Source organism: Aeromicrobium erythreum, from assembly GCF_001509405.1.
GTDB classification, from domain to species: Bacteria; Actinomycetota; Actinomycetes; order Propionibacteriales; family Nocardioidaceae; genus Aeromicrobium; species Aeromicrobium erythreum.
In genome coordinates this window covers 3,155,901-3,180,525 of sequence record NZ_CP011502.1, presented here as the reverse complement: position 1 = coordinate 3,180,525, position 24,625 = coordinate 3,155,901, and the positions used below count along the sequence as shown (strand labels likewise).

At 73.6% G+C, this 24,625-nt stretch carries 27 protein-coding genes; 17 read left to right on the top strand and 10 right to left on the bottom strand.

What is annotated here, in order from left to right:
* Positions 1-25: 25 nt before the first annotated feature.
* From Aeryth_RS15180 to Aeryth_RS15170, 3 genes are all read right to left on the bottom strand, one after another.
* A complete protein-coding gene (locus Aeryth_RS15180; RefSeq protein ID WP_067860420.1) occupies positions 26-955 on the bottom strand; it encodes a hypothetical protein in 930 nt (309 codons plus the stop codon).
* 79 nt (positions 956-1,034) lie between these two features.
* Positions 1,035-1,427, bottom strand: coding sequence for a tautomerase family protein (locus Aeryth_RS15175; protein WP_067860418.1), 393 nt, complete (start codon positions 1,425-1,427; stop codon positions 1,035-1,037).
* Between the two features lie 106 nt (positions 1,428-1,533).
* On the bottom strand, positions 1,534-2,256 hold the full coding sequence (locus tag Aeryth_RS15170; protein WP_083516485.1) for a hypothetical protein: 723 nt from the start codon (positions 2,254-2,256) through the stop codon (positions 1,534-1,536).
* A 74-nt stretch (positions 2,257-2,330) separates the two neighbouring features.
* On the opposite strand from Aeryth_RS15170, the gene Aeryth_RS15165 reads away from it, so the two are divergent.
* Positions 2,331-4,025 (top strand): acyl-CoA dehydrogenase family protein, encoded by a 1,695-nt coding sequence (locus Aeryth_RS15165; RefSeq protein ID WP_083516484.1) that lies wholly within the window; start codon positions 2,331-2,333, stop codon positions 4,023-4,025.
* Positions 4,026-4,065: 40 nt separating this feature from the next.
* Here Aeryth_RS15165 and Aeryth_RS15160 read toward each other — a convergent pair whose 3' ends face one another.
* Both Aeryth_RS15160 and Aeryth_RS15155 read right to left on the bottom strand, forming a co-directional pair.
* Complete coding sequence (locus Aeryth_RS15160) at positions 4,066-5,490, bottom strand: ATP-binding protein (RefSeq protein WP_193786272.1); 1,425 nt, start codon at positions 5,488-5,490, stop codon at positions 4,066-4,068.
* A gap of 180 nt (positions 5,491-5,670) precedes the next feature.
* Positions 5,671-7,023 carry an FAD-binding oxidoreductase gene (locus Aeryth_RS15155; protein WP_067860414.1) on the bottom strand — a complete coding sequence of 451 codons (1,353 nt, stop codon included), beginning with the start codon at positions 7,021-7,023 and terminating at the stop codon, positions 5,671-5,673.
* 131 nt (positions 7,024-7,154) lie between these two features.
* Between Aeryth_RS15155 and Aeryth_RS18375 the strand changes: the two genes are divergently transcribed.
* The 8 genes from Aeryth_RS18375 to Aeryth_RS15115 are packed head-to-tail and all read left to right on the top strand — an operon-like array spanning position 7,155 to position 13,077.
* Positions 7,155-7,436 carry a hypothetical protein gene (locus Aeryth_RS18375; RefSeq protein WP_169795974.1) on the top strand — a complete coding sequence of 94 codons (282 nt, stop codon included), beginning with the start codon at positions 7,155-7,157 and terminating at the stop codon, positions 7,434-7,436.
* On the top strand, positions 7,433-8,389 hold the full coding sequence (locus tag Aeryth_RS15145) for an FAD:protein FMN transferase (RefSeq protein ID WP_067860410.1): 957 nt from the start codon (positions 7,433-7,435) through the stop codon (positions 8,387-8,389). The genes Aeryth_RS18375 and Aeryth_RS15145 overlap by 4 nt, the downstream gene beginning before the upstream one ends.
* Positions 8,386-8,988 carry a hypothetical protein gene (locus Aeryth_RS15140; RefSeq protein WP_067860408.1) on the top strand — a complete coding sequence of 201 codons (603 nt, stop codon included), beginning with the start codon at positions 8,386-8,388 and terminating at the stop codon, positions 8,986-8,988. The genes Aeryth_RS15145 and Aeryth_RS15140 overlap by 4 nt, the downstream gene beginning before the upstream one ends.
* Complete coding sequence (locus Aeryth_RS15135; protein ID WP_067860406.1) at positions 8,985-10,220, top strand: NADH-ubiquinone oxidoreductase-F iron-sulfur binding region domain-containing protein; 1,236 nt, start codon at positions 8,985-8,987, stop codon at positions 10,218-10,220. The genes Aeryth_RS15140 and Aeryth_RS15135 overlap by 4 nt, the downstream gene beginning before the upstream one ends.
* Positions 10,217-10,426, top strand: a complete 210-nt coding sequence (locus Aeryth_RS15130) for a ferredoxin (RefSeq protein WP_067860404.1) — start codon at positions 10,217-10,219, stop codon at positions 10,424-10,426. The genes Aeryth_RS15135 and Aeryth_RS15130 overlap by 4 nt, the downstream gene beginning before the upstream one ends.
* 50 nt (positions 10,427-10,476) lie before the next feature.
* A complete protein-coding gene (locus Aeryth_RS15125; protein ID WP_067861888.1) occupies positions 10,477-11,181 on the top strand; it encodes a response regulator transcription factor in 705 nt (234 codons plus the stop codon).
* Positions 11,178-12,563, top strand: a complete 1,386-nt coding sequence (locus tag Aeryth_RS15120) for a sensor histidine kinase (protein WP_067860403.1) — start codon at positions 11,178-11,180, stop codon at positions 12,561-12,563. Before Aeryth_RS15125 ends, Aeryth_RS15120 begins: the two co-directional genes overlap by 4 nt.
* A gap of 58 nt (positions 12,564-12,621) precedes the next feature.
* Positions 12,622-13,077 carry a DUF2231 domain-containing protein gene (locus Aeryth_RS15115; RefSeq protein ID WP_236749757.1) on the top strand — a complete coding sequence of 152 codons (456 nt, stop codon included), beginning with the start codon at positions 12,622-12,624 and terminating at the stop codon, positions 13,075-13,077.
* Positions 13,078-13,120: 43 nt separating this feature from the next.
* Here Aeryth_RS15115 and Aeryth_RS15110 read toward each other — a convergent pair whose 3' ends face one another.
* Entirely contained in the window at positions 13,121-13,507 is a 387-nt protein-coding gene (locus tag Aeryth_RS15110; RefSeq protein WP_067860401.1) for a universal stress protein, read from the bottom strand.
* Positions 13,508-13,756: 249 nt separating this feature from the next.
* Between Aeryth_RS15110 and Aeryth_RS15105 the strand changes: the two genes are divergently transcribed.
* The 4 genes from Aeryth_RS15105 to Aeryth_RS15090 all read left to right on the top strand — a co-directional run bounded on the left by Aeryth_RS15105 (position 13,757) and on the right by Aeryth_RS15090 (position 17,592).
* Positions 13,757-15,226, top strand: coding sequence for a family 16 glycosylhydrolase (locus Aeryth_RS15105; RefSeq protein WP_144433814.1), 1,470 nt, complete (start codon positions 13,757-13,759; stop codon positions 15,224-15,226).
* Positions 15,227-15,269: 43 nt separating this feature from the next.
* Positions 15,270-15,737, top strand: coding sequence for a type II 3-dehydroquinate dehydratase (aroQ, locus tag Aeryth_RS15100; protein WP_067860397.1), 468 nt, complete (start codon positions 15,270-15,272; stop codon positions 15,735-15,737).
* The gene (locus Aeryth_RS15095; protein ID WP_067860395.1) at positions 15,734-16,114 is read left to right on the top strand and encodes a hypothetical protein; all 381 of its coding nucleotides are present in this window, start codon (positions 15,734-15,736) and stop codon (positions 16,112-16,114) included. Before aroQ ends, Aeryth_RS15095 begins: the two co-directional genes overlap by 4 nt.
* An 881-nt stretch (positions 16,115-16,995) precedes the next feature.
* Complete coding sequence (locus Aeryth_RS15090) at positions 16,996-17,592, top strand: hypothetical protein (RefSeq protein ID WP_144433813.1); 597 nt, start codon at positions 16,996-16,998, stop codon at positions 17,590-17,592.
* On the opposite strand, the gene Aeryth_RS15085 is transcribed toward Aeryth_RS15090, so the two are convergent.
* Complete coding sequence (locus Aeryth_RS15085; RefSeq protein WP_202967677.1) at positions 17,534-18,358, bottom strand: alpha/beta hydrolase family protein; 825 nt, start codon at positions 18,356-18,358, stop codon at positions 17,534-17,536. The genes Aeryth_RS15090 and Aeryth_RS15085 overlap by 59 nt on opposite strands.
* 94 nt (positions 18,359-18,452) lie before the next feature.
* On the opposite strand from Aeryth_RS15085, the gene Aeryth_RS15080 reads away from it, so the two are divergent.
* Positions 18,453-19,946 carry a potassium/proton antiporter gene (locus Aeryth_RS15080; RefSeq protein WP_067860390.1) on the top strand — a complete coding sequence of 498 codons (1,494 nt, stop codon included), beginning with the start codon at positions 18,453-18,455 and terminating at the stop codon, positions 19,944-19,946.
* 24 nt (positions 19,947-19,970) lie between these two features.
* Here the strand turns inward: Aeryth_RS15080 and Aeryth_RS15075 are convergent, their stop codons facing one another.
* Positions 19,971-20,495 (bottom strand): LytR C-terminal domain-containing protein, encoded by a 525-nt coding sequence (locus tag Aeryth_RS15075; protein WP_067860388.1) that lies wholly within the window; start codon positions 20,493-20,495, stop codon positions 19,971-19,973.
* Positions 20,492-20,794 carry a type II toxin-antitoxin system VapB family antitoxin gene (locus tag Aeryth_RS15070; RefSeq protein WP_067861882.1) on the bottom strand — a complete coding sequence of 101 codons (303 nt, stop codon included), beginning with the start codon at positions 20,792-20,794 and terminating at the stop codon, positions 20,492-20,494. The genes Aeryth_RS15075 and Aeryth_RS15070 overlap by 4 nt, the downstream gene beginning before the upstream one ends.
* 49 nt (positions 20,795-20,843) lie before the next feature.
* Here Aeryth_RS15070 and Aeryth_RS15065 point away from each other — a divergent pair, with 49 nt between their 5' ends.
* The 3 genes from Aeryth_RS15065 to Aeryth_RS15055 all read left to right on the top strand — a co-directional run bounded on the left by Aeryth_RS15065 (position 20,844) and on the right by Aeryth_RS15055 (position 24,108).
* On the top strand, positions 20,844-22,613 hold the full coding sequence (locus Aeryth_RS15065; protein ID WP_067860386.1) for a helicase HerA-like domain-containing protein: 1,770 nt from the start codon (positions 20,844-20,846) through the stop codon (positions 22,611-22,613).
* Between the two features lie 126 nt (positions 22,614-22,739).
* On the top strand, positions 22,740-23,510 hold the full coding sequence (locus tag Aeryth_RS15060) for a phosphatase PAP2 family protein (RefSeq protein ID WP_067860384.1): 771 nt from the start codon (positions 22,740-22,742) through the stop codon (positions 23,508-23,510).
* 10 nt (positions 23,511-23,520) lie between these two features.
* Positions 23,521-24,108, top strand: a complete 588-nt coding sequence (locus Aeryth_RS15055) for an antibiotic biosynthesis monooxygenase (RefSeq protein ID WP_067860382.1) — start codon at positions 23,521-23,523, stop codon at positions 24,106-24,108.
* Between the two features lie 30 nt (positions 24,109-24,138).
* Here Aeryth_RS15055 and Aeryth_RS15050 read toward each other — a convergent pair whose 3' ends face one another.
* A complete protein-coding gene (locus tag Aeryth_RS15050) occupies positions 24,139-24,612 on the bottom strand; it encodes a universal stress protein (protein ID WP_067860380.1) in 474 nt (157 codons plus the stop codon).
* Between the last annotated feature and the right edge of the window lie 13 nt (positions 24,613-24,625).

Here is a 24,625-nt window from a genome sequence, read left to right as displayed (position 1 = left end):
CGGCGGCCGGTGGCTCCCTGGCCTGTCAGTCGCCCATCGCACGCTGCAGGACGTCGGCGAAGTCGCTGTCGACGTGGATGGACATCGTTCCCTCGTCGTCGAAGCGGGTGAGCTGCACGTAGGCCGACCCGTTCCACCAGTACAGGTGGGGGCTGACCTGGCCGACGCCGTCGGAGTACCCGAGCGCGGTGAAGCGCGCCATGCTGTTCACCACCGAGACCACCGTCGCGTCGCGCACCACGTGCCAGCAGAGCTGGTGACGGTGCGGGACGCTCATCAGCCAGCCGAGGTCGGTCGGCGCGGCGTCGTCGACCCCGGCGGGCAGCTCGGGGAGCAGCAGCGCGCGGCTCGCGGTGTGGACCGAGTCGCCGAGCAGCACGTGGAAGGCGCCGCCGTCGTGCGCGTCGACCAGCTCCACCTGCTCCGTCGGGAGGGCCCGGAGGTTCTCGAGACCCGCCTGGTGCAACAGCTCCCATCCGCCGGCGGTCCGTGCGTTCTCGTGGTTGTAGATCGACAAGGTCGTCGGCAGGTCGAGCGCGAGGACCTCGATGATGCCGGGGGCGAGCTCGCGGTGCGGGAAGGCGTCGAGGTCGGGGAGGGCGTCGGCCGGCAGGAGTCGCGCGTAAGTGCGTCGCCGCTGGTCGTCGGGGTCCGCGCCCTCGAAGGGGTCCTCTTCGTCGAAGCTCTCGAGGATGCGCCGCACGTGGTCCTGCACCGCGGCCGGCCAGTCACGGCGGTCGACGTCGGCGCACGTGGCTGCCACGTTCCAGAACCCGAACTGACGGCCCTCGGCGTCGACCGCGTGATCGGCGTGCGTGGTCACCTCGAGCCCGTGCTCACCGAAGGCGTGGTGCAGGAGCGCGCGGACGCGGTCGGCGTCGGAGACGGTGAGGAACGTCAGCGCCTCGTCCATCGGCTCGGGCCGGTCCGCGGTGCGCCTCGAGAAGATCCCCATGGTGCCGTCCTTCGTGTCGGGTGCGCGGCCAGCATGGCAGTGCCGGACCCGACGCGGACGGACCCGCGCCGACTCCGGCCTACAGCTGCCCCTCGACGAACTGGGCGACGCCGTTCCCGAACGACCAGTCCTCCTTGGTGTTCTCCGTCAGCGACACGATCAGGTCGGACGGGGCGAGGCCGCACTCGGCCTCGAGCCGCTCGGCGAGGGTCGCGTAGAGCGCGCGCTTCTGGTCGAGGTCGCGGCCCTGCTGGGTGATCTGCAGGATCACGAGGTCGTCCGTGCGCTCGATGCCGAGCCCGGTGTCCTCGGCGATCATGAAGCCCGGCTTGTGCTCGGAGATGAGCTGGTAGCGGTCGCGCTCGGGAGCGGCGAACACGTCGAGCAGGGTCTGCTGGACGACGTCGGCCAGCCGGCGGACCTCCTCGGGCGTGCGTCGACCTTCGACGAGATGCAGGTGGACGAGCGGCACGGGGGCTCCTGACGTCGGGACGCGGTCACCTCATCGTCGGCACGCTCCGCCGGACGCGCGACCCGAGCGGGCGTGAGGTCCGGCACCCCGCCCCCGCCGCGACCGGTCAGGTGGTGTGGCTCGGGCGACCGAGGGACGCCGCCAGCTCGGCCTGGTAGGCGGCGTAGGCCTCGACCAGACGCGGCGCGTTCCAGCCCGACGGTCGCAGCGCGGGCGGCAGGGCCGGGTCGGTCCGCAGGTGGCGGACGAGCGCAGCGGCCACGGCCAGACGCTCCGCAGGCGGTCGTGGCTCGTCGAGGGCCGCGAGCAGTCGATCGCCGGTGTCCGTCCAGCCGGGCAGGTCCCACAGGCGCGCGGTGAGCCCGCGCTCGTCCATCGGACGCGAGCTCGCCACCACGACGAGGTCGTCGGGCCAGGCGGGGAGCGGACGGTCGAGGTTCGCTGGCCGGGTCCAGACGCCCTCGCGCAGCTCGGCGAGCCGCAGCCGCTCCATCTCCTGGCGCAGCGCGGCGCGGTCCGGCGCCGACCGGCCGCCGGCGACCACGACCGCGGTCTCCCACGTGCCGTCCCACGGCCGGTACGGCGGGTCCAGGGCGGCGTCCTGCCGACGTTGCCGTTCCTGCAGCCGGGCGCCGATGCGGTAGGTGCCGCCCGAGCGCTCGAGGTCGCCCGCCGCGACCAGGCGGGTCAGGGCGGCGCGGAGCGTCGACTCGGGGACGTCGAAGACCTCGCCGGAGGCCACGAGCTGCGCCGGCGTCATCTCCGGCGGATGCACCGCGAGCATGAGGCTCAGCACGATCGACCGGGCGCTGAGGGGGCGGACGTCCATGTGCACAGTCTCCATCCTTGCAGATCGGCCTTGCACATCCTTGACAACTGTCACGATGATGCAATGCTTGGACCATGACCCTCACCCCGCCCCGCACCGTCAGCGACGTCCGCCCCGGCACGGTCACCGGCCCCGACGCCAACCAGGCGCCGCCGCTCGCGCCCTACGACGCGTCGGCCGACATCGCGCTCGTCGAGGCGCTGCGCCGGGAGGGCGCCGGCTGGGCCGAGGACGACGTACGCCGACTCGGCCGCCTGGCGGGCAGCCCCGAGGCGCAGCGCTGGGCGGAGGACGCCAACCGCTTCGAGCCGGAGCTGCGCGTCGTCGACCGCTACGGCAACCGCGTCGACGAGGTCGAGTTCCATCCCGCCTGGCACCAGCTCATGGACACCGCGATCTCCGAGGGCCTCGGCGGCGCTGCCTGGGCCGACGAGCGTGCGGGCGCCCACGTCGCCCGCACGGCGGGCAGCCTCGTGTGGGGGCACACCGAGGCCGGCCACGGGTGCCCGGTCACGATGACCTACGCCGTCGTGCCCGCGCTGCGGCACGCCCCGGCGCTGGCCGAGGTGTACGAGCCGCTCCTGACGTCGCGCGTGTACGAGCCCGGTCTGCGCGTGCCCGCCCAGAAGCAGGGACTGCTCGCGGGCATGGGCATGACGGAGCGCCAGGGCGGCTCCGACGTGCGCACCAACACCACCGTCGCGCAGCCGACCGAGGAGCCCGGCGTCTTCACGCTGCACGGTGCCAAGTGGTTCACGTCGGCGCCCATGTGCGACGTGTTCCTCGTGCTTGCGCAGTCGCCGGGCGGCCTGTCGTGCTTCCTCGTCCCGCGGATCCTGCCCGACGGGTCGCGCAACCGCTTCCACGTCGTGCGGTTGAAGGACAAGCTCGGCAACCGCTCCAACGCCTCGTCCGAGCCCGAGCTCGACGGCGCCGTCGCCTGGCTCGTGGGGGAGGAGGGCCGCGGCGTGCGCACCATCATCGACATGGTCAGCTGCACCCGGCTGGACTGCGCGACGGGCAGCGCGACCCTCATGCGCAAGGCGCTCGTCGAGGCCGGCCACCACGTGCAGCACCGCGCGGCGTTCGGCCGCCGGCTGGTCGACCAGCCGCTCATGCGCAACGTGCTTGCCGACCTCGCGCTCGAGTCGGAGGCCGCGACGGCGTTCACCCTGCGGCTCTCGGGTGCCGCCGACCGCGCGCTGCGCGGCGACGAGCACGAGCAGGCGTTCCGGCGCATCGGCACGGCGGTCGGGAAGTACTGGATCACCAAGCGGGGCCCCGCCTTCACGGCGGAGGCCATGGAGTGCCTGGGCGGCAACGGGTACGTCGAGGAGTCCGGCATGCCGCGGCTCTACCGCGAGGCTCCGCTCAACTCGATCTGGGAGGGCTCGGGCAACGTCAACGCGCTCGACGTCCTGCGGGCCCTCGGTCGCGAGCCGGCCGTGGCCGACGCCCTGCTGCACGAGATCGGTCTCGCCCGCGGTGGCGACGCCCGCCTCGACGCCGCGGCCGACAGGCTGGGCGCCGACCTCGCAGCCGCCGCGCGCGACCTCGGCAGCATCGAGTTCCGGGCGCGCCGACTCGTCGAGCAGATGGCCCTGACGCTGCAGGCGTCGCTGCTGGTGCGGCACTCCTCGCCCGCCGTGGCCGACGCGTTCTGCTCGAGCCGGCTCGACGGGCGCGGCGGGCTGGCGTTCGGCACGCTCGACGCCGACGTCGACGCCGGCGCGATCCTCGAGCGGGCCCTGCCTGGTCTCGCGACCTGACGGCGGCCGGGCCGGGGACGCGCTGGTCGAGCGCGTCCGGTCAGACGCCTGGATCGCCGGACGGCCACGCGGCGATGAGCTCGGCGGGGCCGAGGACGGTGACGTCGTCGATCTGCGTCGGTACCCGCGAGACGGCGAGCAACGGGGTCTCGTCAGTCGCCCCCGGGAGCTGGCGTCGATGCTCGACGAGGCGGTCGTAGTCCCGGCGGCTGAAGGGTGCGTTCTCGAGCCACTTGATGGACCCCACCGCGAAGAGGGCCTTCGCCGTGGGTGCCCGGTCCGCGACGACGATGTCGATCTCGGGATCGTTCTTGCGGGTCCAGTAGCCGCCCACGACCCCGGCGGACCCGTCGGGTCCGAGCGGGAGGCCGAGCCGATCGATCGCTTCACGGACGATCGGCTCGATGGCGCGACCGCGCCACGTCGTCCAGGACCTCTGGACCCGCTCCAGGGTGCGGTCGCCACGTCCGCGCTCGACCTCGTGGATGTACGGCCCGACGAACTCCAACCAGAACCTCAGGTAGGGGTCGGCGACCCAGTAGCGCGCTTCCTGCGAGGCCTTCGTCGACAGGGGCGTGGCCCGATGCACGATGCGCTTGTCCGTCAGGAGCGAAAGTGCCCGGCTCAGGCTGGCGGCGGTGACGCCGCTCGCTCGCCCGATGGAGGTGAACGTACGCTCGCCGCTGCCGATGGCCCCGAGGACGGTTCGTGCCTGGGCCTCGGAGGGGAACTCGGCCGCGAGGGCGCGTTCGGCGGAGACCAGGAGGGCGGAGGTGGGGTTGGCGAACGCGCTTCTCAGGTAGTCGGTCAAGGACTGGCCGGGCTTCCACTCGGCGCAGATCAGTGGAAGCCCACCGGTGACGAGGTGCGCGTCGAACGCGTCGGCGGGCTCGAGCTGGAGCATGCGGGCGACCTCGGCCGGCGAGAGCGCAGGCACGACCATCTCGTCGGCACGTTGGTGGAAGGGCCGGTCGTAGCTGCTGAGCGCCTCCATCATGGCCAGGTCGGAACCGATGCCGATGAGGAGCAGTCGGTGCCTGGACAGGATCCTGTCGAAGACGGTCTGGAGCGTGCCTTCGAACGCAGGGTCCTGAGCGATGACGTAGGGGAGCTCGTCGAGGACGACGATGCTGCCGGTGTCAGACGTCGCGCTGGCGAGCAGTCGAAGCGCTGCGTCCCAGCTTGTCACGGTGAGGTCGCGGAAGGTGTCCGCGCCGGGGAGGTTGGAGCGGGCGACCTCGTCGACGAAGAGCTGGAGCTCCTCGTGCAGGGGGCGTCGCGAAGCAGCGTAGAAGAGGTAGGGCACCCCGGATCGCTCGACGAACTCCTCGACGAGACGGGACTTGCCCACGCGACGCCGTCCTCGGATGAGGACGGCCTTGCCGGGCTTCGCGTCCGTCGACTCGCGCACCGACGTGAGGCGGTCGGTGAGCTCCCGCAGTTGCTGCTCTCGTCCCACGAACATGTGCCGCGCCTCTGGTCGGGAAGTGATTCACCGAGGAGACTATCATGAGTGATAGTCTCCTGGACTATACTCTTTGGTCGCCAGCGATCGGCGATCCGCTCGTGGGCTGTCCCGTCTGCGCGACACCGGCTCGGCCGGTGGGCGACCCGCCCGTTCCTCCACAGAGACGTCCAGGTGTCCTCAGCGCCTCGCACCGAGGACGCTCCCGGGGTTGAGCCGACCCTCCGGGTCGAGAGCGGCCTTGACGGCGCGGTGGACGTCGAGGGCGACGGGGTCGAGCTCGCGCGCCAGCCAGCCGGCCTTGAGCCGGCCGACGCCGTGCTCGCCCGTCACCGTGCCGCCGAGGTCGAGGGCGAGCGCCGTGATCGCGTCGAACGCGCGCCGGGCGGCCGCCTCGGACTCCGGGTCCTGCTGGTCGAAGATCACCGTCGGGTGCATGTTGCCGTCGCCGGCGTGGCCGAACACCCCGATCGTCAGCCCCTCGGCGCGGGCCACCTGCTCGACGCCCTGCACGAGCGCCACGATCGCGCGCCGCGGGACGCACACGTCGTCGAGCAGCCAGTCGCCGAGCCGCTCCAGGGCGGGCAGCGCCTGACGTCGGGCCTCGAGCAGCTGCCGTCCCTCCTCGACGTCGGTCGTGACCGCGACGTCGACCGCTCCCGCTCCCTCGCACGCCCGCTGCACGGCTGCGAGCGTCGCCGTGGGGTCGGGCTGGTCGGACTGGACCAGCAGCATCGCGGCGGCGTCGAGCCCCATGCCGGTGTGCGCGTCGATCGCCCGGAGCGTGGTGGCATCGAGCAGCTCGAGCAGCGACACGTCGAGCGCGTCCGCGCTCATCCGTTCCACCGCCCGACCCGCGTCGGGCAGCGAGGCGAACGTCGCGACGACGGTGGCGGGTGCCGGGGGAGCCGGCCGCAGCCGCAGCGTGACCTCGGTGATCACCCCGAGCGTCCCCTCGGAGCCCACGAGCAGGTGGGTCAGGTCGTAGCCGGCCACGCCCTTGACCGTGCGGCGTCCGGTCCGCAGGACCCGACCGTCGGCCAGGACGACCTCGAGACCCAGCACGTAGTCGCCCGTCACCCCGTACTTCACGCAGCACATGCCGCCGGCGTCGGTCGCGACGTTGCCGCCGATGGTCGAGATGGCGACGCTGCCGGGGTCGGGCGGGTAGAACAGCCCGACCTCCTCGACCGCCGCGCGCAGGTCGCCGGTCAGCACGCCGGGCTGCACGACGGCGACCCGTTCCTCGACGTCGATCGCGACGATGCGGTCGAGCCGTCGGGTGCTCAGCACGACGGAGCCCGCCGGAGCGTTCGCGCCGCCGGCCAGCCCCGTGCCGGCGCCGCGGGTGACGACCGTGAGCCCGGCCGCCCGCGCGGCCCGCAGGCAGGCGGCGACCTCGTCGGTGTCGCGTGGCGACAGCACCGCTGCGGGCGTCGAGCGCTGCACCAGTCGCGCCTCGTCGTGCGCGAACCCGGCCACCACGTCCGGGTCGGTCTGCACGATCGCCGTGGGCAGGTCGTCGAGGCTCACCCGACGATCGTGCCACGAGCGACCGCCCGCCGTTCTTGACGTGGATTTGAGGTCCGGTTGGGTTGGGGCTGACCCGTCCCGTCCGATGCTCGGGGTGCCGCCGCAGGAGCGGCACCGACGAGGAGGACGGCATGAGGACCGACGTGAGGACCAGGGCCCGCCGCATGGCGGTCGGCGCCGGCGTGCTGGGTGTGGTGGCGACCGGCGGCTTCGCGGCCGTCGTCGCCCAGACCAGCTCGACCGCCGCGAGCGTCGAGCAGAGCACGACGTCGGGCACGTCGGGGAGCACGTCGCCCCAGGACTCGAGCCAGGGCAGCACCTCGGACCAGGGGAGCAGCTCGGACCAGGGCGGGAGCGGCCTGCAGCAGGGCAGCTCCAGCGGCCAGGGCGACGCGTCGAGCAACGCGTCATGAGCGCCGTGCGTCGGTGGGACGCCTGGTCGTGCACCGTGTCCGTGACCGTGGAGGCCGGCTCGCCCGACCGTGCCGAGCGCGTCGTCCGCGACCTGATGGCCGACGTCGACGCCGCCGTGAGCCGGTTCCGCGACGATGCCGAGCTGGTGCGGGTCGCTCGGCACGGCGGCCGTCTGGTGCCGGCGTCGGCGCTGACCGTCGAGCTGGTCCAGGTGGCCCTGCAGGCCGCGCGCGCGACCGACGGTGCCGTGGACCCGACGCTCGGCGCCGACCTGGCAGCACTCGGCTACGACGCCGACCTCGACGTGGTGCGGGCCGCGCCCCGAGGTCGCGCGGCCGGGACGCGGACCGGCCTCGGCCAGCTGGAGGCGCTCCACCGACCGAGCTGGCCGCTCCGACGTGACTGGCGCAGCGTCCGCGTCGACCCCGAGCTGCGGCTGGTGGGGGTCCCGGCGGGCGTCGGGCTCGACCTCGGTGCCGTGGCGAAGGCGTGGACGGCCGACGAGGCGGCGCGCCGGGTGCACGCGCTCGACGGCCACGCCGTCCTCGTCGAGATCGGCGGCGACCTCGCGCTCGCGGGCCGACCGTCCCGACCCTGGCAGGTCGACGTCGCCGAACGACGCGGCGGGGCGGGGACCCGGGTCGCCGTGACCCGCGGCGGGCTCGCGACGTCGTCGACCCGGGAGCGTCGCTGGACCACCACGGACGGCGTCCCGGCCCACCACCTGCTGGACCCCCGTACGGGCCGACCCGCCGACAGCTCCTGGCGCACGGTCGCCGTGTGGGCTCCGAGCGCGGTGCTGGCGAACACGCTCAGCACGGCCGCGGTGGTCCGCGGCCCGGAGGCCCTGCCCTGGCTGCAGCGTGACGACGTGGCCGCACGCGTGGTCACCGTCGCCGGTGCCGTCGAGCACGTCGGCGGCTGGCCGCCCGAGACGGAGGTGGCGGCATGACCCTCTGGTTCCTGGCTCGTGCTCTCGGCATGGTGGCCCTCCTCGGGTTCACGGCGTCCGTCTGCCTCGGTGCGCTCGCGTCGTCGACGGGTCGCGGCAGCGGCGCCCACGAGCAGCGCGCCGTCCGCCAGCTCGCGCACCGCTCGGTCGCGCTCACGGCGCTGGCGGCGCTGGTCCTGCACGTCGGGCTGCTCGTGCTCGACACCCACGTCGACGTGCCGCTCACCTCCGTGGTCGTGCCCTTCACCTCGGGGTTCGCGCCGCTCGCGGTCGGGCTCGGCGCCCTCGCGGTGTGGGCCTTCGTGGCCGCCGCGCTGAGCGGACTGTCGCGCGGACGGCTCGCCGGCTCGCGGGTCTCGCCCCTCGTCTGGCGCACCGTGCACGGCTCCGCCTACGTCGGCTGGCTGCTGAGCATGGGGCACGGCGTCCTCGCCGGCACCGACACCGGTCGTGCCTGGGCGACGGTCGTCTACGTCGGCTGCGCGCTGGCGGTGGCCGGAGTCGCGGCGCTGCGCATCCTCGCCCGTCCCCGTCGGACGACCGTCCTCACCGACTCCGTCCCACCCCACCGTGTGCTCGTCCGAGGAGGATCCCGATGACCGTCCTGACCTGTCCCAGCGGTCCCCCGGCCGTCCTCACCTGGGGAGCGGACGCCCTGCTCTCCGGCGCGCGCGACACCGGCCACGTGCCCCTCGTCGAGCACGAGCTCCTGCATGGCGCGCTCCGGGCGGATGCAGCGCGCACGCTCGCCGCCGACGTGGCGTCGGTGCGGCTGCTGGGCCGTGGCGGTGCAGCCTTCCCGGTCGCGACCAAGCTGGCCGGAGTCGCGCCCGGGTCCGACGTGCGGGTGGTGGTGAACGGCAGCGAGGGCGAGCCGGCGAGCTGGAAGGACCGGGTGCTCATGCGCCGCGTCCCGCACCTCGTGCTCGACGGCGTCGTCGTCGTGGCGGAAGCCCTGCGCACGACGCACGCCGTGGTCGCCGTCCACGACCCGCAGGCTGCTGCGGCCCTGCGTGCCGCGCTCGTGGAGCGCACCGACGCGCACCACGTGCGGGTCGTCGACGCAGCAGGGACGTTCGTCGGCGGCGAGGCGCGGTCGCTCGTCAACCGGCTCTCGGGGTCGGCGCCGGTCCCGGGTGGTCGACGCACGCTGCCGACCGTCCACGGGGTCGACGGGCACCCGACGTTCCTGTCGAACGTCGAGACCTTCGCGCAGCTGGGGCTGCTGGGCCGTCGCGGACCGGCCGGGTTCGCGAGCGTCGGCACCCTCGACGAGCCGGGGAGCACGCTCGCGACGCTGCTGGGCGACGTGCCGCACCCGGGCGTGGTCGAGGTGCCGCACCGCCGACGGGTCGCCGACCTCGTCGGCGGAGCGGACCGGACCGTCCTCCTCGGTGGGTACCACGGCCGCTGGACCAAGGCCGGCGACCTGCTCGTGGACCGCGCCGCCCTCCGCGCGCGAGGTGCGACGTGGGGTGCGGGCGTCGTCGCCGTGCTGCCCGGCGCCACCTGCCCCGTGGGGGAGGTCGCGCGGGTGGCGCGCTGGCTCGCCGGGGAGTCGGCCGGGCAGTGCGGACCCTGCGTGTTCGGGCTCGACTCCCTCGCCTCCGACGTCGAGGGGCTGGCGGCGAACGCGCCCGTCGACCTCTCGCGCCTGTCCCGACGGCTCGGCCTGGTGCGCGGTCGCGGAGCGTGCGCCCACCCCGACGGCGCCGTCGGCTTCCTGGCCAGCGCGCTGACCGCGTTCGCCGACGACGTCGCCGTCCACGCGACGGGTCGCGGGTGCGGACGTCCGACGCTCGGCGTGCTCCCGACGGGTGCCGAGCGATGAGCCCACGCGTCCTGGTCGACTGGACCCGCTGCGACGGCCACGGACTGTGCGCCGCGCTCCTGCCCGAGCAGGTGACCCTCGACGAGTGGGGCTTCCCCGTCGTCGGCGACGACCTCACCGAGCGGCAGGCCCGCCAGCTGGCGCAGGCGTGCCCCGCGCTCGCCCTGCGGGTCCTGCCCGCATTGGACCGGTCGGGCCGGTCGTGAGCGTGCGCGAGTCGGCCCCGGTCGGCGTCACCGAGCACTACGGTGACCCCATGGTCCGGATCCTGGTGGTCGAGGACGACCTCGCCATCCGCACGACCCTCACCCGCGGGCTGACCGACCACGGTGCCGTCGTCACCGCCGTCGGGACGGCCGTCGAGGCCATCCGCAGCGTCGGGGCCGAGCAGCCCGACGTGATCATGCTCGACCTCGGGCTGCCGGACCTCGACGGCGCCGACGTGCTCGCCCTGGTGCGCTCCTCCAGCGACGTGCCGGTGGTCGTGGCCACGGCCCGTGACGACGAGCGGGAGATCGTGCGGCTCCTCGACGCCGGCGCCGACGACTACCTCGTCAAGCCGTTCTCCGCCGCGCAGGCCATGGCGCGCGTCCGAGCGGTGCTGCGCCGCACCGCGCCGGCCGGTGCGGCCGACCGCACCGTCAGGGTGGGCGGACTGGTCGTCGACCCTGTCTCACGAGAGGTCGCCCTCGACGGCCGCGCCGTCGCGCTGAACCGCAAGGAGTTCGACCTGCTGCTCGCCCTCGCCACCCGCGCCGGCGAGGTCGTGAGCAAGCGTGAGCTGCTGGCCGACGTCTGGCAGATGCCGTGGGGCGGCGCCGACCGCACGGTCGACGTGCACCTGTCGTGGCTGCGTCGCAAGCTCGGCGAGAGCGCTGCCGACCCGCGGTACCTGCACAGCGTGCGAGGGGTGGGCGTCAAGCTCGTCGCCCCCGACCCCGCGACCGGCGGCGCCGCGTGAGCCTGCGCGCCCGCATCCTCGCGCTGGGCGTCGGGTCGGCCGCGGCGATGCTGCTGCTCCTCGCCGTGCCGGTGACGCTGACCGTGCAGCGCAACGTGCAGCAGGACGAGGAGCAGTGGGCGGCCTCCGTCGCGCAGGGCGTGGCCGACCTGCTGAGCACGGGGCGGGGCGACCGCGACGACCTCGTCGCGGTCGTCGAGCGCATCGACGCCCGCGACGGTGGTCGGGTGACCGTCGACGTCGGCGACGGCGCGCCCGTGGGGTCGACCCGACCCGACTGCAGCGTCGACTCGGACGCCCGTTTCGGTCCCCTCGCCGACGCCGGCACACCCCCAGGGCGACGCGACGACGACGCACGGTCCCCCGACGGCGACTCCTACGGCCCGCCGGACGCCCGGGTCGGGCGCGTGTACGGGGCCGAGGTGGCGTCGGTCGACGGCGGCCGGCTCGTGCGCGTGGTCGCCGAGCAGCGGGGCCGCGACGTCGCGGTGTGCTCGTTCGTGCCGAGCAGCGTGGTGGGGAGGGAGACGCTCGAGCAGGTGGGCGTGCTCGGCCTGGCCGGGCTGGTCACGCTCGCGGCGGTGGCGGGGCTCGCCGTGGTGGTGGGGCGTCGTCTCGCGGGTCACCTGACGGCAGCGGCCGCGACGGCCGAACGACTCGCCGACGGCGACCTCGACGCCCGGGCGCCGCAGGACGGTCCGCGCGAGGTGCGCAGCGTGTCGGCGGCGCTGAACCGCCTGGCCGGGCGCATCGACGAGCTGCTCGTGGCCGAGCGCGAGACCGTCGCCGACCTGTCGCACCGGCTGCGCACCCCGGTCACCGCGGTGCGGCTCGACGTCGAGGCCCTGCCGGAGTCGCCGCAGAAGCGTGAGCTCGAGGACCACCTCGACCACCTCGAGCGGACCCTGACGGCGGTGATCCAGGCTGCTCGCCGACCACAACGCGAGGGGGCGGTGCCCCGGAGAGACGCGGTCGCCGTGGTGCAGGACCGGTTCGCGTACTGGGCTCCGCTGCTGGAGGACCAGCGGCGAGACGCCGTGCTCGAGCTGCCGGACGGCGCCGCGGGGTGGGAGGTGCGCCTGGCCGACGCGGACCTCGCCGCCGCGCTGGACGCGCTGCTCGAGAACGCCGTCGCGCACACGGCCGAGGGAGTGCCGGTGGCCGTGACCGTGTCGTCCGTCGGCACCGACACCGTCGTCGAGGTCCGTGACCAAGGGCCGGGCGTGCCGCCGTCGGCCTTGCGGCGCGGGACGAGCGACCGGGGCTCCAGCGGTCTCGGCCTCGACATCGCGCGGTCGTGCGCGGAGGCGAGCGGCGGTCGCCTCGAGCTCGACCGCGACGGTCCGTGGTCCCTGGTCCGGCTCGTCCTCGGCGCACCCTGACCCCCTCCACCGCACGTCGGCGCTCGCCGCACGGGGACGTCCCACGAAGGAGAACACCATGCTGGACACGTTCAACGGCCTCCCGCTGCACCCGCTCGTCGTGCACGCGGTCGTCGTGCTGCTGCCCCTGTCGGTGGTCGGTGCGATCGTCGTCGCGCTGCGCCCGGCCTGGCGCCAGACCTACGGCTGGCTCGTGGCCGGTCTGCTCGTCGTGGCGACCGCGCTCACCCCGGTCGCGACCTCGAGCGGCGAGGCGCTCGAGAAGAGGGTCGGCGACCCGGGCCGGCACGCGGAGCTCGGCGACCAGCTCATCTGGTTCGAGATCGCCCTGCTGGTGGTGCTCGTGGCGATGCTCGTCCTGCACCGTCGGGGCGTCGTGTCCGCGGCGGCGCGGGGCGTGGCCGTCCTCGTCCTGATCGCCTCCGTCGCGGCGGCCGTGCAGGTCTACCGCGTGGGCGACTCGGGCGCGAAGGCGGTGTGGGGCGACACGACCAGCGAGGCTGGCGGCAGCTGAGCAGTCGACGTCCGAGAGGTACGTGCCGGGACCGGCGACGAGGTCAGCGCGGGGCCTTGACGGCGACGACCGGGCAGTCGGCCTCGAGCAGGATGCGCTGCGAGGTCGAGCCGAGCACCAGCTTGCCCACGGGCGAGCGGCGGCGCTGGCCGATGACGACGAGCGACGCGTCGTGGCGGTTGGCGTGGTCGAGGATGGCGTCGGCGGCGCCACCGCTGCCCACGAAGTGCACCACCTCGTGCTCGACGCCTGCCTCGCCGAGCCGCGACTCGAGCTGCTCCACGACGGTCTCGGGCGAGACGTCCGGGTGCGGCGCGTCGGACGCGATGACGACGAGACGGGCGGACGTGCTGCGGGCGTGGTCGACGGCCCAGGTCCAGGCGGCCTCACCCTCGGGACTCGCGACGTAGCCCACGACGATCGTGCTCATGCGGTTCTCCTTCTCCCCGGCACCACGCTACCGGGCACGTACGGCATCGTCGCCCCGGGTGAGCAGGGACTGATGTCCCGAAAGAAGTCAGGACTTTATGGGTGCAGATGACCTCGATAGGGACTAAAGTCCCGAGGAGATAGGGACCAGCGTCCGTCCTTCGTGGTGGGGAGACCACGAAGGGCCAGGTGGGCACCAGTGCAGCCGGCCGTGCATCCCTTCACCGAGGGAGAGAACACCATGGGACTGGTGACGTCAGCACGTCCGTCGAGCACGACCGCGAAGGTGGTCGCGCTGATCCTGGTCGCCCTGGCGGCGTCGACGCTGGTCGTGGCGCAGGCCGACGCCGCGCGCAGCCACCGCGTGACCGTGACGAAGACCGCCACCGTCGCGAAGACCGCGACGCGCGTGGTCCACGTCGACGGACACCGCGGCGAGGCGACGGTGCGGCGCAGCGCGACGGGTCGCGGCACCGCGACCGTCAAGGCGGCGACCCCGCAGCGGGCTCGCGCCCGGGCGGCGACGAAGGCGCGCGAGCGGGCCCTGGTGCAGGCCCGTCAGCGCGCCTTCGCGACGGCCTCGGCCGCCGCGGCGAAGATCGCCACCGCGCGCGCCGAGCAGGCCGCCGCCGCGGCCGAGCCGACCCCCGAGCCGACACCCGCCGCGACCCCTTCGCCGACGCCGACCGCCACCCCGGCGCCCGAGCCCACGGTCGCGCCCAGCCCGGAGCCCGTCGCGACGCCCGAGCCGACGGTGACGCCGTCGGCGGAGCCCTCTGCCGCCCCCTCGCCCGAGCCGACGGTGACTCCGTCGCCCGAGGCGACGACCGCTCCGAGCCCGGAGCCCACTGCCTCTCCGGCCCCGACGGCGACGCCCACCCCGGAGGCCACGGCGACGCCGACCCCCGAGCCGACGCCCACCCCCGAGTCGACGACGACCTCCGACGACTGCGGGAAGACCCGCTCCAAGGACGACGGCTCGGCGTGGACGTGCACCTTCGCCGACGACTTCACCGGCAACGCCCTCGACCGCAGCAGGTGGAGCCCGGCGACCACCGAGGCCACCGGCCTGACCTACGGGGACTGCTGGGTCGACCGGCCGCAGAACCTCGAGGTGAAGGGCGGCGCCCTGCGCCTGACGACGCGCAAGGAGTCCGAGCCCGTCACCTGCACCGCCAACGGCTCCACCGTCACGACGCCCTACACGTCGGCGTCGGTGACCACCTGGGGCCACTACACGATGAACCGGGGACGGGTCGAGATCCGCGCGAAGATGCCCGCGAGCTCCCGCCCCGGCGTCCACAGCGCCCTCTGGCTGTTCCCGCAGACGCTGAAGTACTGGGGCGACGGCCTCGGCACCGGCGAGATGGACATCGCGGAGTTCTACTCCCAGTACCCGGACCGCCTGATCCCGACCGTCCACTACGCGACGTCGACCCGCGACTACACGAACTACTTCTGCATGGTCGACGACCCGACCGCCTGGCACACCTACGCGCTGGAGTGGGACCGCGAGCGCATCCGCGTCGAGTACGACGGGCAGGTCTGCCTCGACCACGCCATCCGCACGTCGGACACCTCGGTCGAGCAAGGCCGGCCGTTCGACCAGGACTACACGATCAACCTCACCCAGATGCTGGGCGTCGACGGCAACAAGCCGACGTCGGGCACGACCTTCCCCGCCACGCTGCAGGTCGACTGGGTGCGCGCCTGGCAGTGACGGGTCGGTGGGGGCGGCTGCACGAGGTCGGTAGCGTGACCCCGTGAGCGACTCGCCCCCGCGCCGGCTGCTGCTGGTCAACGGCCCCAACCTGAACCTGCTCGGCACGCGCGAGCCCGCCGTGTACGGGCACGAGACGCTCGACGACGTCGTCGCGCTCGTCGAGCGGACCGCCGACGAGCTCGGCTACGCGGTGCGGGCGCTGCAGAGCAACCACGAGGGCGTGCTCATCGACGCGATCCACGAGGCCCGCGAGGACTGTGCGGGGGTCGTCATCAACCCGGGTGGGCTCACGCACACGTCGGTGGCGTTGCGCGACGCCCTCACCGGCGTGGCGCTGCCGTTCGCGGAGGTGCACGTGTCCGACGTGCACGCCCGCGAGGAGTTCCGCCACTTCTCCTACCTGAGCGACGTCGCCGCGGTCACCGTCGTCGGGGAGGGTGTCGCGGGCTACGGTCGCGCGGTCCGCGAGCTCGTCGCCGCCCTGGCCACCGAGGAGGACGCCTCGTGAGCGACGGACCCCGCAACGTCCCGCACAAGAAGCAGCTCGCCGTCTCCCGACGCGTGCGCGTGCCCGGGCCCGACGCCGACTGGGCGGCGCTGCACGCCTTCGCGCAGACCTTCGACGCGGCCTTCTTCCTGTCGTCGTCCACGGCGACGATCGTGCAGCTCGCCTACCGGCCCGCGTTCGAGGCCGTCGAGCGCGGAGAGCACCTGGGTGGTGACCTGGGCATCACCCTGCTGCGCGCAGCCCTGTGGTTCCAGGCCAGGTCGGACACCTTCGCCGGCGCCTCCGACTTCTCCAGCCCCGAGGTCGAGCGCTTCTACCGCGCCGTCTGCGAGGAGCTGCACACCCGCACCCACGGCTGGGTCGAGGACGCCACCTGACCCTCCGCCGAGCGGATGGCTTCGCTGGTCGAGTAGTCGACGCCGCGACGAAGGAGCAGGCGGAGGTCGAGACCACTCTGGGCGTTCGCTGGGGGTTGGCCCGCGCTGGGCTGTTGCCGGGTGGTCTCGATACGTCCGAGCCTCGCAAGCTCGTTCGGACTACTCGACCAGCGGAGTGTTCCGCTGGTCGAGTAGTCGACGCCGCGACGAAGGAGCTGGCGGAGATGTATCGAGACCATCCCAAGCGTTCGCTGGGGGTTGGTCCGCGCTGGGCTGTTGCCGGGTGGTCTCGATACGTCCGAGCCTCGCAAGCTCGCTCGGACTACTCGACCAGCGGAGTGTTCCGCTGGTCGAGTAGTCGACGCCGCGACGAAGGAGCTGACGGAGACGTATCGAGACCACTCCACGCCGACGCTGGGGCTTGGTCCACGCTGAGCCGTTGCCGGGTGGTCTCGATACGCAGCGACGTGCTCGCTGGCGCTCGCCGTCGCCGCTACTCGACCAGCGGTGGATTTCGCTGGTCGAGTAGTCGACGTTGCGACGAAGGAGCTGACGGAGACGTATCGAGACCACTCCACGCCGACGCTGGGGCTTGGTCCACGCTGAGCCGTTGCCGGGTGGTCTCGATATGCAGGGACCTCGCAAGCTCGTCCCTGCTACTCGACCAGCGGAACCTGCCGCTGGTCGAGTAGCGCGGAGCCGCGAGGGACGAGCGTGCTTCGGGCGTATCGAGACCACTCTGTGCTGTCGCTGGGGGTCGGTTCGCGCTGAGCCGTTGCCGGGTGGTCTCGATACGCAGCCACGGCGCTCCTTCGTCGCGCGTGCCGCTGCTCGACTGGCGGTGGTCGGCGGGCAGGGGGGATCGTGCCTACGGTGAGGCCATGACCCGCTACCTCACGATCTGCGCCGTGGCGCTCCCGCCGCTGTTCACCGCCGCGCTCGGGCTGACGCACCCGGCGGTGCTGACCGTCGAGGACGCGGCGCACTGGCAGATGATGCACACCGTCCTGCTGCCCGTCTTCCCGCTCCTCGCGCTGGGCCCGTGGCTCGTCGCCCGCCAGCACGACCGCGCCGTCGGCGTCGTGGTCGGTGTCCTGGCGTACGTGTACGCCTGCTTCTACACCAGCCTCGACATCCTGGCCGGGATCGCCGGGGGAGCCATCAAGGACGCCGAGGCGGGCGGCCTCGGGATCGTCTTCCCCATCGCGGGCGACCTCGGCGCCATCGGGTCCTACGCCTACATCGCCGCGACCGCGCTCGCCGTCGGCGTCGCGAGCCGCGCCGGCGTGGTGCGGGCGCTGCCCGGCGCCGTGCTCACGCTGGTCGGCTCCGTGATGTTCTGGCAGGAGCACGTCTACCGGCCGTGGGGCGTGCTTTCGATGGTCCTGCTCGCCGCGGGCTGGACCTGGCTCGTCGTCGCTACAGGTCCGCGAGCAGCCGCACCGTCGTCGCCCACGCCTCGCTCCGTGGGTCGATGACGACGAAGTGGTCGCCGTCGACGGGCGTGAGCGTCGCGTCGGCACCGGCGTCGGTGGCTGCGGCGACGTAGGCCTCCGACTGGCTGATCGGCACGGTCGAGTCGTCGCGTCCGTGGACGCAGCGCACCGGCACGTCGAGCGGGACCTGGCCGGTCGGGTCGGCGTCGGGCACCTGGTCGACGGGCCGGCCGAGGAACGCCTCCACGGCCCCGGCGCCCAACGAGGCAGCCCCCGCGAGGTCGAGCACGCCCGCCTGGGAGACCGCGGCCGTCACGGGGACCTTCGCATCCGTCCACGGCTGCAGGCGTTGACGTCCCGCCGCCCACACCGCGAGGTGGCCGCCGGCCGAGTGGCCGAGCGTCACCACGCGCGAGAGGTTGAGGCCGTCGACCTCCGCGAGCTTGTCGATGCCCGCGCTGACGTCGTCGGGCGTCTGCGGCCACCCGCCACCGTTCCCGACCCTGCGGTACTCGAGGTTCCAGGCGGTCCAGCCCTCCTCCGCGAGCGACGCGGCGAGCGGACGGCCGAGCGAGAGGTCGTACTGCGCGCGCCAGAACCCGCCGTGGATGACGACGACCACCCCGCGTGAGGCTCCCGACGGACGGGTCAGCTCGGCGAACTGCGACGGGTCGGAGCCGTAGGCGATGCGTTCCATGTCGCCCATGCTGCCACCGCCCGACGTGGGTGCACTGGGGCCGGAGCAGGCGGCGAGCGCAGCCGTGCCGACCGCCGCGGCCCCGAGCGAGAGAAATCGACGACGGTGCACCCGTCCATCCCACCGCACGGCGTGCGTCCCTGCAGGTCGATGCACGGTCGACGCTCGATAGGATCGGGTCTCGGCGAGGGTGGGAGGTCGGTGCATGGACGTCCACGACCTCGACGTGTTCCTCCTGGTCGGCTCGGGCGTCCTCATCGCGGCGATCCTCGCGGTCCGGCTCTCCGTCAGCGTGGGCCTGCCGTCGCTGCTCGTCTACCTCGGTCTCGGACTCGTGCTCGGCGAGGAGGGCCTGGGTGTGCAGTTCGACGACGCCGACCTCGCGCTCGCGGTCGGCTTCGGCGCACTCGTGCTGATCCTGGCCGAGGGCGGTCTGACGACCCGGTGGGAGCACGTGCGCCCGGCGATCGGCCTCGGCCTGCTGCTCGCGACCCTCGGGTCGGTGGTCAGCGTGCTCGTCGTCGCCGGCGCGGCCCACTACGCGCTCGACCTGCGGTGGGAGATCGCGGTCCTGCTCGCCGCCGTGCTCACGCCCACCGACGCGGCGGCGGTGTTCTCCGTGCTGCGCGCCGTGCCCATCGCACCCCGGGTGAAGGGCGTGCTGGAGGCGGAGTCGGGGCTCAACGACGCGCCGATCGTCGTGCTCGTCACCGCGTTGAGCGCCGGTGAGATCGCCGACGGCGGTGCCCTCTCCTTCATCGGGCTGATCGTCTTCGAGATCGTCGTCGGCGCGGTCGTCGGCCTGGCGGTCGGGTTCGGTGCCGCGAGGCTGCTGCGCCAGCTCGCGCTGCCGGCGTCGGGCCTCTACCCACTGATCGTGCTGGCGTTCACGGTGCTCGCGTACGGCCTCGCCGTGCTCGGCCACGCCAGCGGCTTCGCGGCCGTGTACCTGTGCGCGCTCGTGCTCGGCAACACCGAGCTCCCGCACCGCGTCGCCACCCGCTCGTTCGTGGAGGGCATCGGCTGGCTCGCGCAGATCGGCCTGTTCGTCATGCTGGGCCTGCTCGCGAGCCCCTCGGAGTTCACGCTCTGGCACCTGTGGACGGGACTGGTCGCGGGCGCTGTGCTGACCTTCGTCGCCCGGCCGCTGTCGGTCCTGGTCTGCGCCACCTGGTTCCGGGTCGGCTGGCGCGAGCAGCTGTTCGTCGGCTGGGCGGGCCTACGGGGTGCCGTGCCGATCATCCTCGCCACGATCCCGCTGGCCGCCGACGTGCCCGGCTCGCGCGACCTCTTCGACATCGTCTTCGTGGCGGTCGTCGTCTACACGCTCGTGCAGGCCGCGCCACTCGCGCGCCTGGCGCGCTGGTGCGGGGTGCTGCGCGACGACGTGCGCGACCTCGAGGTCGAGGCCGCGCCGCTCGAACGGGTCTCGGCCGACCTGCTCCAGGTCCACGTGCCGCGCGGATCGCGCCTGGCGGGCGTCGAGGTGGGCGAGCTGCGCCTGCCCACAGGGGCGTCGGTGTCGCTCGTCGTGCGCGACGGCACGCCGTTCGTGCCGCACCGCACCACGCGGCTCGTGCGGGGCGACGACGTGCTCGTCGTGGCCACGCGCGACGTCCGCGAGCTCACCGAGCAGCGTCTGCTCGACGTCGGCCGCCACGGACGGCTCGCCGGCTGGGACGCGGCCGACCCTGCCTGACCCGCCGCGCCTGTTCCGGTGCGGTCAGGCCGCAGGGACCGTGGGCAGGCAGACCGTGAAGCGACGGTCGTTGCTGGTGTCGCGCACGTCGCGCCCGAGCTGGCGGAACCCGTCGCCGACGACGACCGTCACCGACCCCTCGTCGACCGGGATGTCGGGCTCGACGTACTGCACGCGGGAGCCGAACTGCGCACCGACGAGCCGGACGCGCGGGTCCTTCGGGTCGTCCGTGAGCACGGCGGCCACCCGTGGCCTGACCTTGCTGTCGGAGTTCCCGATCTGGCCGGCGAGGAACCCGCGACGCTGCAGGTTGATGGAGACGCGGTTCGCCAGACCGGCCCGGCTGCTCGCGTTGTAGACGTCGACGCTCACGAGGCTGCTGGTCACACGGTCGTCCTTCTCCACGACGCGGCGTTCGCAGGTGGGTGCAGCCTCACCGGTGTCGGCCTCGGCGGTGACGAGCCGGAAGCCGACGAACAGCCCCAGCACGAGCAGCAGTGCACAGCCGAGCAGGACGAGGGGGCCGACGGCTCCGCTGCGGGGGTTCATCGACGGGCTCCGATCGTCAGGACGCGGGCGTGCAGCATGGACCGCTGCTGCAGGGCAGCGCGGACGGCGCGGTGCAGCCCGTCCTCGAGGAACAGCTCGCCGTTCCAGGCGACGACGTGCGCGAACAGGTCGCCGAAGTACGTCGAGTCCTCGTCGAGCAGGTTGGCCAGGTCGAGCTGCGTCTTGGTGGTCGTGAGGTCGGAGAGGTGCACCTGCGTGGGCGACAGGTCGGCCCACTCGCGCTGCGACAGTCCGTGGTCGGGGTACGGCCGACCGTCGCTCACCCTCCGAAAGATCACGACGTCAGTGTAGACAGCACGACCGCCGCGCAGCGGTAGCCTGACCGCCATGAGCACGGCTGACGGGGACGGTCGACCCACCGACGGCGACGCGAGCGCGTCCGACCTCGCCGCGGAGGCCGCGCAGGCTGCCGCTGCGGCGGAGGCGGCAGCCGTCGAGGCCCGACGTCGCGCCGACGAGCTGGCACGCGCCGCCGCTGCCGAGCAGCAGGCGGGCGTGGCGGTGCCGTCCGATCCTGTGCCGGACCACTCTGGGCCCCAGGATCCGGTGGTCGAGGAGGTCCGTGCGGGCTACGCCTTCGACGGTCCGGTGGTGGAGATCGGCGCCCTCGTCGTCGACGACGTCGCCGTGCCGTCGGCGCCCGTGCGCATCCCGCTCGGCATGCTCAACCGGCACGGGCTGGTGGCCGGCGCGACCGGCACCGGCAAGACGCGGACGCTGCAGCTGCTCGCGGAGCAGGTCTCGGCGCACGGCGTGCCCGTGTTCGCGGCCGACGTGAAGGGCGACCTCTCCGGCATCGCCGTCCCCGGCACCCCGAGCGAGCGCCTCACGCAGCGGTGCGCCGACGTCGGGCAGACGTGGCAGCCGCTCGGCTCGCCCACGGAGCTCCTGACCCTCGGCGGCCTCGGCACGGGCGTGCCGGTCCGCGCGAGCCTGGAGTCGTTCGGTCCGCTCCTGCTCGCGAAGGTGCTGGGCCTGAACGAGACCCAGGAGTCGTCGCTCGGACTCGTCTTCCACCACGCGCGCGAGCAGGGACACCGGCTCGTCGACCTCGGCGACCTGCGCTCGGTGCTCACCTGGCTCGTCGGCGACGGCAAGGCCGAGCTGAAGGAGCTCGGCGGGCTCTCGTCGGCCACCGTCGGCGTGATCCTGCGCGAGCTCGTCGCGTTCGCCGACCAGGGCGCCGACGTCTTCTTCGGCGAGCCCGAGCTCGACGTCGCCGACCTGCTCCGCCTGGCCCCCGACGGCCGCGGCGTCGTGTCGTTGCTGGAGGTGCCGTCGGTGGTGGACCGGCCGACGCTCTTCTCGACCTTCCTCCTGCACCTGCTGCGCACGCTGTTCGCGACGCTGCCCGAGGTGGGCGACGTCGAGAAGCCGCGCCTCGTGTTCTTCTTCGACGAGGCGCACCTGCTGTTCGCCGACGCGTCGAAGGACTTCCTGGCGCAGGTGACCCAGACCGTGCGGCTCATCCGCTCCAAGGGCGTCGGCATCGTGTTCGTCACGCAGACGCCGAAGGACGTGCCGTCGGACGTGCTCGCCCAGCTCGGGTCGCGGGTCCAGCACCAGCTGCGCGCCCACACGCCCGACGACGCCAAGGCCCTCCGCGCGACCGTCTCGACGTACCCGACGTCGGGGTACGACCTGGGCGAGCTGCTCACCCGGCTGGCGATCGGCGAGGCCGTCGTCACGGTGATGGACGAGCGGGGTGCCCCCACCCCCGTCGCGTGGACCCGGCTGCGGGCGCCGCAGGGGTCGATGGCTCCCGCACCGGCCGACGTCGTCGCGGGACTCGTCGCAGCGTCGCCGCTGCTGCCCCGCTACGGCACGCGCGTCGACCCGCCGTCGGCGACGGAGGCGGTCGAGGCCGCCCGCGGAGCTGCCGAGGCGCGCACCGAGGCCGACCGGGCCGCGCGCGACGCCGCCGCCGAGGCCGGACGCGTGGCCCGTGAGGCCGACCGCCTCGAGCGCGGGCCCCGGCGTCGGACGCGCTCCCGCACGACGTCCACGGGTCGCTCGACGCTCGACCGCGCGGTCGGCGAGGCGTCGCGCACGCTCGCGCGAGAGCTGGCGAAGAGCCTGTTCCGTCGACGTCGCTGACCCTGGCTGTCGCGGGCGCCGACGGCGCCGGGCGACGTCGCCCGGGTGGCCTCAGGGTGACGTGCGGGTGACCGATGGGTGACGTCCCCGAGGTGCACACGGTGCCGTTCACGCCATAGTGAAGCCATGAGCCTCACTCCTGTCGGCACCCGAACGCGCCTCGGGGTCCGCGCCGTGGTGCTGGAGGTGGCGCTGATCGCCGTGCTCTACGTCGGCTACAGCGCCTCGCGGATGCTCGCCTCCGACGACCGCGGCGCCGCTCTCGACCGTGCGAAGGACCTGCTGGGTCTCGAGAAGGCCTGGCACCTGGACGTCGAGCAGGCCCTGAACACCTGGGTGGTGCACCACGACCTCGTGGCGGTCGCGTCGAGCTACTGGTACGCCACGGCGCACTACGTGGTCACCGCCGTCGTCCTCGTGTGGTTGTTCGTGCGTCGCCGCTGGCTGTACGGGCGCGCGCGCACGTCGCTCGTCGTGGCCTCGTTGGCCGGTCTGGCCTGCTACCTGACCGTGCCGATGGCCCCGCCGCGCTTCGTGGAGGGCTACACCGACGTGCTCGCCCTGCACTCGGCCGCGGGCTGGTGGGGGTCCGACGCGTCCGCCCCGCGCGGCATGGGCGACCTGACCAACGAGCTCGCGGCCTTCCCGTCGCTGCACGCTGGCTGGGCGCTGTGGGTCGCGCTCGCCCTCACCGCGGCCGGGGTCGGTCGGGTCTGGCGCACCCTGGGCTGGGCGCACGCCCTCGTCACGGCGTTCGTCGTGGTCGGGACCGGCAACCACTGGCTGCTCGACGTCGTCGGCGGCTGGGCCGTCGTGGCCGTCGCGTGGGCCGGTGTGGAGATCGTCACCCAGCGGCGGGCACCGGCGGACGCGACGGCGGCGGCACCGACTTCCTAGTCTGGGGGGCATGAGCGAGCACGCCCCGTCTCCCGTCCCCGTGACCGTGTCGGTGACGCGCCACGTCGACCCTGCGCACGAGGACCAGATGGTCGCGTGGCTGCGGGCCGGCTCGGAGCTGGCGGAGCGCTTCGACGGCTTCCTCGGCTCGGGGTGGGTGCGCACGTCGCCGACGTCGGGGGAGTGGCACATGCTGTTCCGCTTCGCGAGCGACGCCGACCTCGACGTGTGGATGTCGTCGCGGCAGCGCCGCTGGTGGCTCGACAGCGCCCAGGGCATCGCCGACGAGACCCGGCTCGAGCGTCGCACCGGCATCGAGGGCTGGTTCGACGACCCGTCGCGCGTCGACCTGGAGGACCTGCGCTCGGTCCCGGTCGCACCGCCACGGTGGAAGCAGATGATCTCGATCTTCATCGTCTTCTTCCCGCTGAGCGTGGTGACCAACGAGATCGGCGTGCACTACCTGGCCGACGTGTGGCTGCCCCTGCGCGTGCTCGTCACGGTCTGCGTCATGACGCCGCTCATGACGTACGTGCTGCTGCCGTGGGTCACCCGGCTGCTCGGGCCGTGGCTGCACCGTCGGCCCGGGTCGCGCTGAGCCGCGCGCGACCACCCGGCTCAGCGAGGGTCAGGCCTTCTTCGCGGCCCGGCGCACCGGCTTCCGCGCCGGCTTGGGGCCCGGACGGTGCACGAGCACGGGGCAGGTGGCCTGGTTCAGGACCTTGTGCGAGACCGAGCCCATGAGCACCGCCTGGGTGCGGGTGCTCTGGCTGGCGAGCACGATGAGGCCGGAGTCGAACCGCTTGGCCGCCTTGATGATCTCGTTCGCCGGCGCGCCGCTGTAGACGTGCGTGGTGACGGGCGGGCCCCAGCCGTCGAGCGCCTCGGCGACCTTGAGCGTGGCCTGCTCGGCCTCGCGACGGAACGACAGCTCGACACCGCCGTCGGCGCTGCCCTCTGCCGCGAACGGCACCGCGGCGAGCGGGCTGACGACGGCGACGACGCTGACCTTGGTGACGCTGTCGGCGTCGACGACGTGGCGCAGGTACGTGGCGGACTGGAGCGACTGCTTCGAGCCGTCCGTGGCGACGAGCACGTGCATGGGCTTCTCCTGG

Excerpts from the sequence above, each read along its gene's own strand:
- Aeryth_RS15180 (WP_067860420.1), bottom strand. The coding sequence starts at position 955 with ATGGGGATCTTCTCGAGGCGCACCGCGGACCGGCCCGAGCCGATGGAC.
- Aeryth_RS15170 (WP_083516485.1), bottom strand. The coding sequence starts at position 2,256 with ATGGACGTCCGCCCCCTCAGCGCCCGGTCGATCGTGCTGAGCCTCATG.
- Aeryth_RS15165 (WP_083516484.1), top strand. The coding sequence starts at position 2,331 with ATGACCCTCACCCCGCCCCGCACCGTCAGCGACGTCCGCCCCGGCACG.
- Aeryth_RS15160 (WP_193786272.1), bottom strand. The coding sequence starts at position 5,490 with ATGTTCGTGGGACGAGAGCAGCAACTGCGGGAGCTCACCGACCGCCTC.
- Aeryth_RS18375 (WP_169795974.1), top strand. The coding sequence starts at position 7,155 with ATGAGGACCGACGTGAGGACCAGGGCCCGCCGCATGGCGGTCGGCGCC.
- Aeryth_RS15145 (WP_067860410.1), top strand. The coding sequence starts at position 7,433 with ATGAGCGCCGTGCGTCGGTGGGACGCCTGGTCGTGCACCGTGTCCGTG.
- Aeryth_RS15140 (WP_067860408.1), top strand. The coding sequence starts at position 8,386 with ATGACCCTCTGGTTCCTGGCTCGTGCTCTCGGCATGGTGGCCCTCCTC.
- Aeryth_RS15135 (WP_067860406.1), top strand. The coding sequence starts at position 8,985 with ATGACCGTCCTGACCTGTCCCAGCGGTCCCCCGGCCGTCCTCACCTGG.
- Aeryth_RS15130 (WP_067860404.1), top strand. The coding sequence starts at position 10,217 with ATGAGCCCACGCGTCCTGGTCGACTGGACCCGCTGCGACGGCCACGGA.
- Aeryth_RS15125 (WP_067861888.1), top strand. The coding sequence starts at position 10,477 with ATGGTCCGGATCCTGGTGGTCGAGGACGACCTCGCCATCCGCACGACC.
- Aeryth_RS15115 (WP_236749757.1), top strand. The coding sequence starts at position 12,622 with ATGCTGGACACGTTCAACGGCCTCCCGCTGCACCCGCTCGTCGTGCAC.
- Aeryth_RS15110 (WP_067860401.1), bottom strand. The coding sequence starts at position 13,507 with ATGAGCACGATCGTCGTGGGCTACGTCGCGAGTCCCGAGGGTGAGGCC.
- Aeryth_RS15090 (WP_144433813.1), top strand. The coding sequence starts at position 16,996 with ATGACCCGCTACCTCACGATCTGCGCCGTGGCGCTCCCGCCGCTGTTC.
- Aeryth_RS15080 (WP_067860390.1), top strand. The coding sequence starts at position 18,453 with ATGGACGTCCACGACCTCGACGTGTTCCTCCTGGTCGGCTCGGGCGTC.
- Aeryth_RS15075 (WP_067860388.1), bottom strand. The coding sequence starts at position 20,495 with ATGAACCCCCGCAGCGGAGCCGTCGGCCCCCTCGTCCTGCTCGGCTGT.
- Aeryth_RS15065 (WP_067860386.1), top strand. The coding sequence starts at position 20,844 with ATGAGCACGGCTGACGGGGACGGTCGACCCACCGACGGCGACGCGAGC.
- Aeryth_RS15060 (WP_067860384.1), top strand. The coding sequence starts at position 22,740 with ATGAGCCTCACTCCTGTCGGCACCCGAACGCGCCTCGGGGTCCGCGCC.
- Aeryth_RS15055 (WP_067860382.1), top strand. The coding sequence starts at position 23,521 with ATGAGCGAGCACGCCCCGTCTCCCGTCCCCGTGACCGTGTCGGTGACG.
- Aeryth_RS15050 (WP_067860380.1), bottom strand. The coding sequence starts at position 24,612 with ATGCACGTGCTCGTCGCCACGGACGGCTCGAAGCAGTCGCTCCAGTCC.